Annotated in this window: 11 protein-coding genes; 2 read left to right on the forward strand and 9 right to left on the reverse strand. The window is 60.3% G+C overall.

Going from position 1 to position 12,920, the window contains the following annotated elements; all coding sequences use genetic code 11:
• Positions 1-12: 12 nt before the first annotated feature.
• Together RGU44_RS18560 and RGU44_RS18565 are read left to right on the forward strand one after the other, a co-directional pair.
• Entirely contained in the window at positions 13-462 is a 450-nt protein-coding gene (locus RGU44_RS18560) for an NfeD family protein (protein ID WP_322278474.1), read from the forward strand.
• Between the two features lie 71 nt (positions 463-533).
• On the forward strand, positions 534-854 hold the full coding sequence (locus tag RGU44_RS18565) for a DUF2388 domain-containing protein (RefSeq protein WP_322176926.1): 321 nt from the start codon (positions 534-536) through the stop codon (positions 852-854).
• Positions 855-920: 66 nt separating this feature from the next.
• Here RGU44_RS18565 and gcvP read toward each other — a convergent pair whose 3' ends face one another.
• The 9 genes from gcvP to RGU44_RS18610 all read right to left on the reverse strand — a co-directional run bounded on the left by gcvP (position 921) and on the right by RGU44_RS18610 (position 12,864).
• Positions 921-3,794, reverse strand: coding sequence for an aminomethyl-transferring glycine dehydrogenase (gcvP, locus tag RGU44_RS18570; protein ID WP_322218492.1), 2,874 nt, complete (start codon positions 3,792-3,794; stop codon positions 921-923).
• Positions 3,795-3,919: 125 nt separating this feature from the next.
• Entirely contained in the window at positions 3,920-4,303 is a 384-nt protein-coding gene (gcvH, locus tag RGU44_RS18575; RefSeq protein WP_322176928.1) for a glycine cleavage system protein GcvH, read from the reverse strand.
• 46 nt (positions 4,304-4,349) lie between these two features.
• Complete coding sequence (gene gcvT / locus RGU44_RS18580; protein WP_322176929.1) at positions 4,350-5,432, reverse strand: glycine cleavage system aminomethyltransferase GcvT; 1,083 nt, start codon at positions 5,430-5,432, stop codon at positions 4,350-4,352.
• 155 nt (positions 5,433-5,587) lie between these two features.
• Positions 5,588-7,204 carry an iron ABC transporter permease gene (locus RGU44_RS18585; RefSeq protein ID WP_322218494.1) on the reverse strand — a complete coding sequence of 539 codons (1,617 nt, stop codon included), beginning with the start codon at positions 7,202-7,204 and terminating at the stop codon, positions 5,588-5,590.
• A 123-nt stretch (positions 7,205-7,327) separates the two neighbouring features.
• Positions 7,328-8,329, reverse strand: coding sequence for an extracellular solute-binding protein (locus RGU44_RS18590; RefSeq protein WP_322218497.1), 1,002 nt, complete (start codon positions 8,327-8,329; stop codon positions 7,328-7,330).
• A gap of 104 nt (positions 8,330-8,433) precedes the next feature.
• A complete protein-coding gene (locus tag RGU44_RS18595; protein WP_322218500.1) occupies positions 8,434-9,654 on the reverse strand; it encodes a 2-octaprenyl-3-methyl-6-methoxy-1,4-benzoquinol hydroxylase in 1,221 nt (406 codons plus the stop codon).
• Positions 9,655-9,706: 52 nt separating this feature from the next.
• The gene (gene ubiH / locus RGU44_RS18600) at positions 9,707-10,894 is read right to left on the reverse strand and encodes a 2-octaprenyl-6-methoxyphenyl hydroxylase (protein WP_322218503.1); all 1,188 of its coding nucleotides are present in this window, start codon (positions 10,892-10,894) and stop codon (positions 9,707-9,709) included.
• Positions 10,891-12,225 (reverse strand): Xaa-Pro aminopeptidase, encoded by a 1,335-nt coding sequence (gene pepP, locus RGU44_RS18605; RefSeq protein ID WP_322176934.1) that lies wholly within the window; start codon positions 12,223-12,225, stop codon positions 10,891-10,893. Before pepP ends, ubiH begins: the two co-directional genes overlap by 4 nt.
• An 84-nt stretch (positions 12,226-12,309) precedes the next feature.
• A complete protein-coding gene (locus tag RGU44_RS18610) occupies positions 12,310-12,864 on the reverse strand; it encodes a YecA family protein (protein WP_322176935.1) in 555 nt (184 codons plus the stop codon).
• Positions 12,865-12,920 lie beyond the last annotated feature (56 nt).

The following is a 12,920-nucleotide window of genomic DNA, read 5'->3' on the forward strand; positions in this document are numbered from 1 at the left end:
GCGCGACCCATGATCTGGGACTACCTGCAACACCTGTCGTTCTGGGACTGGCTGGGGCTGGGCACGGTGTTGCTGATTCTTGAAGTGTTCGGCGCTGGCGGCTATTTGCTGTGGATCGGTGTCGCAGCGGCAGGCGTCGGGGTTATCAGCTTTTTGATCCCCGCGCTGCCATGGACCCTGCAATTTCTGTTGTTCGGTCTGCTTTCGGTCCTGACGGCGTTGTATTGGTGGCGGCGTCAACGCAACGTGGTTCGTCCTTCGGATCAACCGGGTCTGAACATGCGCGGGCAAGAACTGATCGGGCACACGTTTGTGGTCCAGAGTGCGATTGTCGGCGGACGCGGAAAGATCAAAGTGAATGATGGCGTGTGGATGGTAATCGGCCCCGACTTGCCGGTGGGCAGTCAGGTGCGGGTAGTCAGCCAGGAAGGCGCTATTTTGAGAGTTGAAGCTATATCCTGAGTCAGGTACGGAACTCCGACGAGGCTTCGACAATCCAATCTTTTAGAACAACCACGTCGGAGTCACCTATCATGCGCCTTAAGCTTGCAGTGTTTACATTGGCTTTGCTTTCACTCCCCGTCGGGTCAGCAATGGCAGACGGATTCTTGCGAGACGTGCTTTCATCAGGCGCCACAACAGCTTCCACGTACCTGACCTTCAGACATGACCGTAAGCTGATCGTTGCCGCTCAGGATGATGCGGGTAGCTTCGTCGCCAGCGAAGGTGGTATCCGCGGTCCGTTCCTGGAAGCTGCCATGGAACAGGTACGTACCGATAACCCAGGGCTCAAAGCCACGGACATGGAACTGGCGAACGCGATTCTGACAAAGAATCTGGTTGCCGCCGAATGATTCATGACTGACCGCTAGCGCACATTGAAATGCCGCTCATCGAGCGGCATTTTTTATGGCCACTACTTAGCGATATTCATCCACCGGCACGCAGGCGCAGAACAGATTCCGGTCACCGTAAACGTTGTCTACCCGGTTCACCGCGGGCCAATACTTGTGCAGCCGTGTATGCCGAGTGGGCGTGACGGCCTGGGCGATGCTGTACGGGCGTTCCCAGATGCCGGTGATGTCAGCCAGGGTATGCGGTGCACCCTTCAACGGATTGTTTTCGCCAGGCCAACTGCCGTTTTGCACCTCGGTGATTTCCGCGCGAATACTGAGCATCGCCTCGATAAAGCGATCCAGCTCTGCCTTGGACTCACTTTCAGTGGGCTCGATCATCAAGGTGCCGGGGACAGGGAATGACATGGTCGGCGCGTGAAAACCATAATCCATCAGGCGCTTGGCGACGTCCTCTTCGCTGATCCCCGTTTGCGCCTTGATCGGACGCAAATCAATGATGCACTCGTGCGCGACGCGGTCATTGCGGCCGCTGTAGAGCAGCGGGAACGCGCCACCCAATTGCTGCGCCAGATAATTCGCGCTGAGGATCGCCACTTCACTGGCATCCGCCAATTGCGGGCCCATCATCGCGATGTACATCCAACTGATCGGCAAAATGCTTGCGCTGCCCCAAGGCGCAGCGCTGACAGCCGTATTCTGCGGGTTCGGCCCTTCCAGTGGGACCACCGGGTGGTTGGCCACAAACGGCGCCAAATGGGCGCGCACGCCAATCGGCCCCATGCCTGGACCGCCACCGCCATGCGGGATACAGAACGTTTTGTGCAGGTTCATGTGCGACACATCGGCACCGATGTCTGCTGGCCGGGCCAGCCCGACCTGGGCGTTGAGGTTGGCGCCATCCATGTACACCTGGCCGCCATGGCTGTGAATAATCTCGCAGATATCGCGAATGCCTTCTTCATACACGCCATGGGTAGAGGGATAGGTGACCATCAGGCACGACAACTTGTCCCCCGCTTCTTGCGCCTTGGCTTTCAAGTCAGCAAGGTCAACGTTACCCGCCTTGTCGCACTCAACGATCACCACGTGCATACCGGCCATCTGAGCCGATGCCGGGTTGGTGCCATGCGCCGACGAAGGGATAAGGCAAATCTCACGCTTATCCTCATGACGGCTCAGGTGGTATTTGTGGATCGCCAGCAGCCCGGCATATTCGCCTTGCGCGCCGGAGTTGGGTTGCATGCAAACAGCGTCGAAACCGGTGATCGCGCACAGCCAGGCTTCGAGTTCGTCAATCATGGCGGTGTAACCGAGCGCCTGTTCACGTGGAACGAAAGGATGCAGATTGGCGAACTCGGGCCAGGTAATAGGGATCATTTCGCTGGTGGCGTTGAGTTTCATGGTGCACGAACCGAGGGGAATCATTGACTGGTCCAGCGCCAGGTCCTTGTTCTCCAGCTGCTTGAGGTAACGCAGCATCTCGGTTTCGCTGTGATGCATGCTGAACACCGGATGGGTCAGGTACGCCGAGGTGCGCAGCAACGCGCCGGGAATGCCTGATTCCAGAGTTTCCGCGTCCAGTTCGGCGATGTTAAGCCCATGATCGGCCCCCAGAAATATATCGAACAGGCGCTCTACGGTCGCCTCGCTGCAACGTTCATCCAGGCTCAGCCCCAGCTTGCCGTCCCCAAGAATGCGCAGGTTAATCTGTACATCCCTGGCGCTGTCGAGGATCGCGCTCTGGCTACCGCCGACATCCAGGGTCAAGGTGTCGAAGAACCGCCTGTTGATGCGCTGCAGCCCTTTGCGCGCTAAACCCGCAGCCAGAATGGTCGTCAGCCGGTGAACCCGCTGGGCGATGCGTTTGAGCCCTTCAGGCCCGTGATACACCGCATAGAAGCTGGCGATATTGGCCAGCAAGACTTGCGCGGTGCAGATATTGGAGTTGGCCTTCTCGCGGCGGATATGCTGTTCACGGGTTTGCAGGGCCATGCGCAAAGCCACGTTGCCACGCGCGTCTTTGGACACACCGATGATCCGCCCCGGCATTGCACGTTTGAACTCATCGCGACAGGCAAAATAGGCCGCGTGCGGGCCGCCATAGCCCATCGGTACGCCAAAACGTTGCGACGAACCAAATACCACGTCGGCGCCCATTTCTCCCGGCGGGGTCAGCAGCAACAGGCTAAGCAGGTCAGCCGACACGCAGGCCAGCGCTCGCTGGACATGCAGTTGCTCGATCAACGGGCGCAGGTCGCGAATTTCTCCGTGGGTATCCGGGTATTGCAGCAGCGCACCAAAGACCTTGTGCCTGGAGAGATTGTCCACCGAATCGATGATCAGTTCGAAGCCGAAACCTTGCGCCCGCGTCTGAACCACGGAAATAGTTTGCGGGTGGCAGTTTTCGTCGACGAAAAACAAGTTGCTTCTGGACTTGGCGACGCGCTTGGCCAGGGCCATGGCCTCGGCGGCAGCGGTGGCTTCGTCGAGCAAGGAGGCGTTGGCCAGTTCCAGACCCGTCAGGTCGATGGTCAGTTGCTGAAAATTCAACAGCGCTTCAAGGCGGCCTTGAGCGATCTCGGGCTGATAAGGCGTATAGGCGGTGTACCAGCCAGGATTTTCCAGGACGTTGCGCACAATCACGGTCGGCGTGAGGGTGCCGTGGTAGCCCATGCCGATCAGGCTGGTCCACACCTGATTCTGCTCGGCGTAGCCTTTGAGCTTGGCCAGCGCGGCGTCCTCGTCGAGCGCGGCAGGCAACTCCAGCGCCCGATTGAAGCGGATGGCCGGCGGCACCGTCTGCTCGATCAGTTCCGTTCGGCTGGTCACGCCAAGTGTTTCGAGCATAGCCTGCTGCTCCCTGGCATCCGGGCCAAGGTGGCGCCGCAGGAAGACATTCGGGTCTTGCAACTGGCTCAAGGACGGCAACTGGGACATGACGGCGCTCTCTTATAAGACAAAGCCTCGACAGGTCGAGGCTTATTGAGTCTAGGAAGAGATTGCCATTTGTGTAGAGAAACTATCTATACACTGTTCACGCGGCCCTTCTTTGCGCTAAATCGTTACTCGCCAATCGCGCTTTTATAAGCCGCTGCGTCCAGCAGTTTTTCCATCTCGGCGGTGTTGCCTGGCTTGACCTTGAAGATCCACGCCCCGTATGGGTCGCTGTTCAACAGCTCCGGGGAGCCACCCAGGCCTTCGTTGGTCGCAATCACTTCACCCGACACTGGCGAGTAAATATCCGACGCTGCTTTAACCGACTCGACCACGCCCGCTGTATCGCCAGCGGCAAACACTGTGCCGATTTCCGGCAGTTCGACGTACACGACATCACCCAAGGCTTCCTGAGCGTGGTCGGAGATACCAACGGTTACCGTGCCGTCAGTTTCAAGGCGAGCCCATTCGTGGCTTTCGGCAAAACGCAGATCAGCGGGGATATTGCTCATATAGTCATCCTCTACATCAGGTCAGCGGAAAAACCGCCAGAGAAATTTAGATCAAGGCTTTGCCATGACGTACGAAATTAGGTTGTACCACGCGAACCGGATACCACTTGCCGCGGATTTCCACCTCGGCCCGGTCAGCGGTCGCCATTGGCACACGCGCCAAGGCAATCGATTTGCTTAGCGTAGGCGAGAAACTACCACTGGTGATCTCTCCTTCGCCAACTTCTGCGATTCGGACGACCTGATGGGCGCGCAATACCCCGCGTTCCTCCAGCACCAGCCCGACCAGCTTGAGCTTCACGCCCGCAGCCCGCTCTTTTTCAACCGCGGTGCGCCCGATGAAATCACGCTCGGCAGGCTCCCAGGCGATGGTCCAGGCCATGTTGGCCGCCAACGGCGATACCTGCTCGTCTATATCCTGGCCATAAAGGTTCATCCCGGCCTCAAGGCGCAACGTATCGCGTGCGCCCAGGCCGATAGGCGAAATACCCGCGCCGACCAGATCGTTGAAAAACCCTGGGGCTTGAGCCGCGGGCAGAATGATTTCCAGGCCGTCTTCACCGGTGTAACCGGTACGGGCGATGAACCAGTCGCCTTCGCTGCGCCCTTCGAAGGGCTGCAGATGCTGGATCAATGCACCGCGTGCGCTGGTCACCAGTTCGGCGATTTTGTGTCGCGCGTGGGGGCCTTGAATCGCTAACATCGCGAGGTCGCTACGCTCGACCAGTTGGACCTCGAAGCCCGCCAGATGCGCGTGCATCCAGGCAAGGTCCTTGGCGCCAGTCGCCGCATTTACCACCAGACGATAACCGCTGTCGGTGAGATAGACGAGCATGTCGTCGATCACACCACCCTCGGTGTTGAGCATTGCGCTGTACAGCGCTCGGCCAGGCTCAAGCAGGCGACCGACGTCATTCGCCAGTAAATACTGGAGCCAGGCCTTGGCCTGACTGCCAGCGATGTCGATGACGGTCATATGAGAAACATCGAAAACCCCACAGTCGCGGCGCACTTGATGGTGCTCCTCGACTTGTGAGCCGTAATGCAACGGCATATCCCAACCACCAAAATCGACCATCTTGGCGCCAAGTGCGACGTGCAGGTCAAAGAGGGGCGTACGCTGTCCCATGGGTTTCTCCTTCCGGGCGTGGCGAAGGTGCGGAGAGGCGCGACACCGGGCAAAGCCTCTAAAACAGAGGCTTCCAGCAGGTTTCAACGACCCGACGAGTCTGACAGACCGCACCGATTGCGGCGCATTGTATCCGCATGGTGATGGGCCCGCACCTAGCCGATCTGACGGGCCGAACGCCGGATCAAACCGATGACCGGTAGCAACCCCACCAGAATCAGGGTCAGCGCGGGTAACGCGGCTCTCGCCCACTCGCCTTCACTGGTCATCTCGAAGATTCGTACCGCCAGGGTATCCCACCCAAATGGACGCATCAGCAAGGTTGCCGGCATCTCTTTCAGCACATCGACGAAGACCAGCAGCGCAGCGCTCAAGGCGCCGGGCACCAGTAATGGCAGGTAAACCTTGAAGAACAACCGTGGGCCGCTGACCCCCAGACTGCGCGCGGCTTCTGGAAGCGAAGGCCGGATGCGCGCCAGGCTATTTTCCAGCGGCCCATAGGCCACCGCAATGAACCGCACCAGATAGGCCAGCAGTAATGCCGCCAGACTCCCCAGCAGCAACGGCTTGCCAGCCCCGCCGAGCAAAGTCGACAGCGGGATGACCAACTCGCGATCCAGATAGCTGAACGCCAGCATGATCGACACGGCCAACACCGAACCCGGCAGCGCATAACCCAGATTCGCCAGGCTCACGCCAGAGCGGATCGCCCGGGTCGGCGCCAAACGGCGGGCGAAGGCCAGGATCAGCGCCACACTGACAGTGATCAGTGCTGCCATGCTGCCCAAATACAGGGTGTGCAGGATTAGCCCAGTGTAGCGCTCATCCAGATCGAAGCGGCCGCGCTGCCAGACCCACACGATCAATTGCAGCAGCGGAATCACAAACGCGCAGACAAACACCAAGCCGCACCAGGCACTGGCGGCCAGCGCTTTCAAACCGCGCAGGTGGTACAGCGCCTTGACCCTGGGGCGCTCGTTACTCGGGCGGCTTGCACCACGGGCACGGCGCTCGCCATACAGCACGACCATCACTGCCAGCAGCAACAGGCTCGCCAACTGCGCCGCGCTGGAGAGACTGAAGAAGCCGTACCAGGTTTTGTAGATGGCGGTGGTGAAGGTGTCAAAGTTGAACACGGCCACGGCACCGAAGTCCGCCAGCGTCTCCATCAGCGCCAACGCCACACCTGCGCCTATCGCGCGCCTCGCCATGGGCAACGCCACTCGCCAGAACGCCTGCCAGGGCGATTGGCCGAGCACTCGCGCCGCTTCCATCAAGCCCTTGCCCTGCGCAAGGAACGCCGTGCGCGCCAGCAGATACACATACGGGTAGAACACCAACACCAGGACGATGATCACCCCGCCGGTGGATCGCACGCGCGGCAGGCGCAGGCCGCTGCCAAACACGTCGCGCAGCAGGGTTTGCACCGGCCCGGCGAAATCCAGCAGGCCGACGAAGACGAACGCCAGCACATAGGCCGGAATCGCAAACGGCAACATCAATGCCCAATCCAGCCAGCGACGGCCGGGAAACTCGCACAAGCTGGTCAGCCACGCGAGGCTGACACCGAGCACGGTCACCCCGATACCGACGCCCACGATGAGCTGCAAAGTGTTGCCCAACAGGCGCGGCATCTGGGTTTCCCACAAATGCCCCCAGATTTGCTGATCGATGGTTTGCCAGGACAGCAGCAACACACTCACCGGCAACAGCACCAACGCCGCGATGGCAAAGACCAGCGGGTACCAACGGCGTTGTGCGGAATGGGCCACGGAGGGTTCTCAAAAGAGGGGAAATATGAAAAGTGCCATCGCGGGCAAGCGCGCCTACAGCAGATTGCGACCTGTAGGCGCGCGTTCGCCCGCGATCCAGGCGGCAGGGTATGCCTGGCTAACTCAATTCCAGCCAGCGCGATCCATCATGCGGATAGCTTCAGCCTGACGCTTGCCTGCCACTTCGACGGGGATAGTATCCGCCTTGAAGGCGCCCCAGCTGGCGACTTCTGCCGATGGCGCAACGGCTGGGTTAGCAGGGAACTCCTGATTGATGTCCGCAAAGATTTTCTGCGCTTGCGGCTTGGTCATCCACTCGACCAATGCCTTGGCCGCTTCAGGATGCGGTGCGTGCTGGGTCAAGCCGACGCCCGAAAGATTGACGTGAACGCCACGATCCGACTGATTGGGCCAGAACAACTTCACCGCCAGTTTCGGGTTCTGCTTGTGCAGACGACCGTAGTAGTAAGTGTTGACGATGCCGACATCACACTGCCCGGCGTTGATCGCTTCCAGCACAGCGATGTCATCGGAGAACACGTCGGTCGACAGGTTATTGACCCAACCCTTGAGGATATTTTCGGACTGCTCGGCACCGTGGGTTTCGATCAGGGTCGCCGTCAGCGATTGGTTGTAGACCTTCTTCGCCGTACGCAGGCACAGGCGCCCTTCCCAATTTTTGTCCGCCAGCGCTTCGTAGGTGGACAAGTCAGCCGGTTTTACCTGGTCGGTGGAGTAGGCGATGGTCCGCGCGCGCAGGCTCAGACCGGTCCAGCTGTGGGTGGACGAGCGGTATTGTTTAGGAATGTTGGCGTCGATCACGGGTGAGGTAAACGGCTGGAGAATGCCCATTTGCTCGGCTTGCCACAGGTTACCGGCGTCGACCGTGAGCAGCAGGTCCGCCGTGGCGTTCTTGCCCTCGGCCTTGATCCGTTGCATCAGCGGCGCTTCCTTGTCCGTGATGAACTTTATCTTGACCCCGGTTTCAGCGGTGTAAGCGTCGAATACCGGTTTGATCAGCTCATCGATACGCGATGAGTACACCACTACCTCATCGGCGGCCTGGGCGGCGCTGCCGAGCACTGTCAGTGCCAAGGCAGTCAGAATACGCTTGCTTACCTGCATGGGAGTGGTCTCGTGTCAGAAAATTGAGTCGAAATGGTAGTGAATCCCATTTGCCTTCTCAACCAAACTGACAGCGGAGCCGTTACCGGATGTTACGCCGCCCCCTACAACCGGGCCAGTTCAGGCAGGTCACCGGACAATCCCAACGCCTGACGCACGAACATCGCTTTGGCTTCCGGCAGGCTATCGACCCACTTCAGGCCGGTGTTGCGCAACCAGCGCAAGGGCAGTGGATCGGCCTGGAACAGGCGTTCCAAGCCTTCCATTGCCGCCATCAATGCCAGGTTGTGTGGCATGCGGCGGCGCTCAAAACGGCTGAGTACGCGAACATCGGCTAAGCGTTCGCCTCGGCTGGCGGCATGCAGCAACACTTCGGCCAACACTGCGGCATCCAGAAAGCCCAGATTGACGCCCTGCCCGGCCAGCGGGTGAATGGTGTGCGCCGCATCGCCAATCAATGCCAGGCCTTCGGCCACGTAGCGCTTGGCGTGCCGTTGACGCAATGGCACGCACACCCGCGGGTCAGCACTGAGCACGGTGCCGAGACGGCCTTCGAAGGCTTTTTCCAGGTCGCGGCAGAACTCATCATCGCCCAGCGCCATCAAGCGCTGCGCTTCGGTCGGGGTCACCGACCAGACAATCGAGCACCAATGCTCGCCTTCACGTTCCAACGGCAGGAACGCCAGCGGCCCCTCATCGGTAAAGCGCTGCCAAGCGGTGTGCTGATGCGAATCAGCGGTGCGCACGCTGGTGACAATGGCGTGGTGCAGGTAGTCCCACTCCCGGGTCGCGCACCCCGTGAGGCGGCGTACCGCCGAGTTAGCGCCATCAGCGGCGATCACCAGCGGCGCACGCAACACACGACCGTCGGCCAGCGTCAGCAGCCAATCGTCCCCGGAACGGCGCATCTGTTCGAGACACGCGTTGGCCAGCAGCCCGATGTCACTGTCATGCAAGCGCTCAAGCAGAGCATCTTGAACCACGCGGTTCTCGACGATATGCCCCAGCACGTCGGCGTGCACGCTGGCCGCCGAGAAATGAACCTGCCCGGTGCCGCTGCCGTCCCACACCTGCATCTCGCGATACGGGCTGGCGCGGCGTGCGGCGATGCCGTCCCACACGTTCAAACGATCAAGAATGCGCTGGCTCGCTGCGGACAAGGCACTGACCCGCGGCTCGAACGCTGACTGCGGATCGAAGGGCTTGACGCTCAGCGGACCGCCATCGAGCACCAGAATTTCCAGGCCACTGTCCTTTAACGCCAGCGCAAGTGCGCTACCGACCATTCCAGCCCCGACAATCAGCAGATCTGCGCGCGTTTCCATGCTTTAAATCGTTCTCGCTTGTGGCCTAAGCCGTGTTTTAAGAATCCGCGCGTCACACATCGGATCGAGTTCCCAACCCCATGGCCTGACGGGCAAACCAGCGTTTGGCCGGCGGTAACAGATCCAGTCCCAGCAGGCCCAGATTGCGTCCGGCACCGACCAAGGGCTGGGAGCTGCCGAACAGTCGCGTGACCTGATCGGAGAAGCCCACGGTCAATTGCTGATCCAGTCGCTGACGCTCGCGATAGGCCTGCAACGTGGCGAAATCGCCAGGCATGCTTTGGCTCGCCAGCAGCGCCTCCGCCAGCGCATCGGCATCGCGCAACGACAGGTTGAAACCCTGACCGGCAATCGGGTGCAGGCTGTGGGCGGCGTTGCCCAGTACCGCCAGATGCGGCCGCACTTGCTCTTCGGCCTCGACCAGCGTCAGCGGATAAATATGCCGCGCCCCGACCTGACGCAAAGCGCCCAGGCGATAACCGAACACGCCCTGCAGCTCGCTGAGAAAACTACGATCATCCAGACTGGCCAAGCGCTGCGCATCCATCCCCGCACGGGTCCAGACCAGCGCACAGCGGTTTTCCGGCAACGGCAGCAGCGCCATCGGGCCTTCTTCGGTGAAACGTTCGAAAGCCTGACCGCAATGGGCTTCGCTCGGGGTGATGTTGGCGATCAGCGCGCTCTGGTTATAAGGCCGCTGCCGGACGCCAATGCCTAATTGCTCGCGCAGGCTCGAGCGGCCGCCGTCGGCAAGAATCGCCAGGTCGCACTCCAGCTCGGTTTCATCATCCAGGGTCAGCCGATAACCATCCGTCAACGGCTGCATGCGCTTGACCTCGGCCGGGCAACGCCAACTGATCACGTCTTTGTCCAGGCCTTGCCACAGGCATTGGCCCAGCCAGGCGTTCTCCACGACGTAGCCCAGCGCCGGAACGCCCTCTTCGATCGCCGACAAACGTGCTGCGCCGAAACGCCCACGGTCGGACACCTGGATCTGCAGGATCGGTTCGGCACGGCGGCTGATCTGCTGCCACACGCCCAGGCGCTCGTAGATTCGCCGGGCGCCAAACGACAGCGCTGACGAACGTGCGTCGTAGCTCGGCTGATACGCATCACCCGGTGCAAAGGGTTCGATCAGAACGATCTTCCAGCCGCGTGCCTTGGCGCCCGCCTGAAGGGCCAGCGCCAGACTGGCACCCACCAGGCCGCCGCCCACAATGGCAAGATTGACCCGGCTCATGCTGCCTCGACACGTGCAGCGGCCATCAAGGCCTCAATCTCGGCGACGGTTTTTGGCACGCCACCAGAAAGAATTTCACAACCGTGTTTAGTCACCACAACGTCATCCTCGATCCGTACACCAATCCCACGCCATTTCTTCGCGACGGTCTGATTATCCGGGGCGATATAAATCCCCGGCTCCACGGTCAGCGTCATGCCAACTTCCAGCACACGCCATTCGCCGCCGACTTTATATTCGCCGACATCGTGCACGTCCATGCCCAGCCAATGACCGGCGCGGTGCATGTAAAACGCTTTATAGGCCTCGTTGACGATCAAATCGCCAACGTCGCCCACCAGCAGCCCGAGCTCGACCAACCCGGCCGTAATGACCTGCACCGTGGCTTCATGCGCTTGGTTCCAGTGCTTGTCTGGGCCGATGGCGGCAAATGCGGCGTCCTGCGCTTTGAGCACCAACTCGTAGATCGCTTTCTGCTCAGGCGAAAATTTACCGCTGACCGGGAACGTCCGCGTGATGTCGCTGGCGTAGCAGTCGATCTCACAGGCCGCGTCGATCAGCACCAGATCCCCATCCTTGAGCAATGCGTCGTTTCCCTGATAGTGCAGGATGCAGGCATTGCGGCCCGAGGCCACGATGGAACCATAGGCCGGCATCTTCGCCCCGCCCTTGCGGAACTCGTAATCCAGCTCGGCTTCCAGACTGAATTCATGCAAGCCGGCACGGCTGGCCTGCATCGCGCGCACATGGGCTCGCGCTGAGATCTCGGCGGCGCAGCGCATGACTTTGACTTCTGCCGCTGATTTATACAGACGCATGTCGTGCAGCAAATGATCCAGCGCAACAAATTCGTTCGGCGGCTGCGCACCCAGATGCGCTTTGGAGCGAATCACATTGATCCAGTCCATCAAATGACGATCGAATTCAGGGTTGCTGCCCATAGCCGAATACACCCGGTCACGCCCTTCGATCAGGCCCGGCAGGATGTCGTCGATATCATTGATCGGGAACGCGTCGTCGGCCCCAAAGTCACGCATTGCGCCTTCCTGCCCGGCACGCAGACCGTCCCACAGCTCGCGCGTAGGGTTGCGTTCACGGCAGAACAGCACGTACTCGCCGTACTCACGGCCAGGGATCAGCACAATCACGGCTTCCGGTTCGGGGAAGCCGCTGAGGTACTGGAAGTCGCTGTCCTGACGGTAGACATGCTCGACGTCGCGATTGCGGATAGCCACCGCAGAGGCTGGCAAAATGGCGATACTGTTGGGCACCATCTGCGCCATCAGGGCTTTACGTCGACGGGCGTATTCCGACTTCGGGATATGGATCATAAGGCAGGTGAGGTCCCCTTTTGGGCGCCGCCGGCGATGCGCCTGGATCACAGGCTCAACGCCGGGAGCGCCAATGATGAGTAATCAATGCAAAGAAGGTTTCGGCTCAGGCACGGCGGGCTTGTTGCATTCGGTGAACAGTAACAGGGGGGCGACGCGCAAGTACTCCATCACTTCCATGTAGTCGGTCTCGCCGTCTTCGGAGTCTTCCAGCGCGTCCTGCACTTGAGCGACAGCGGCCAAATCCTGCAACACTTCCATGGCTTCGGTGCTGATCTCATTGTCGCGAGCAGTCAGCCCGAAACCCGCGAGGAAGCCCTGGCACCATTCGCCCAGCGCGATGGCGCGTTCGCCAAGCGGCGCGTCATCGCTGGGGAGCAAGAGCACAACCGTCATGTCGTCGCTGGTGAGTTCACCCTTGACCATTTCCTGTAATCCGATCAACGCCTGACGTACGTTATCTTCAGGCGCGGCGCCCAGTACTTCGGTCGCATCGACCATCCAGCCGTCGACATCGAAGCCGGCACCGGCACAACTGCGGCCCAGAAGAAAGCCGTGCAACTCGGCCGGAGAGACGGAATGACCGCTGCTGTTGAGCAGGGTGGCAAAAGCTTTGTACGGGGAATTCTGAATAGGCATGGGTAACTAGGCGCCAAGCGGCGCAATGTCTAGAATGGAGGTCTTGTATCCTAGGG

This window comes from Pseudomonas sp. 5C2, assembly GCF_034314155.1.
Lineage (GTDB): Bacteria > Pseudomonadota > Gammaproteobacteria > Pseudomonadales > Pseudomonadaceae > Aquipseudomonas.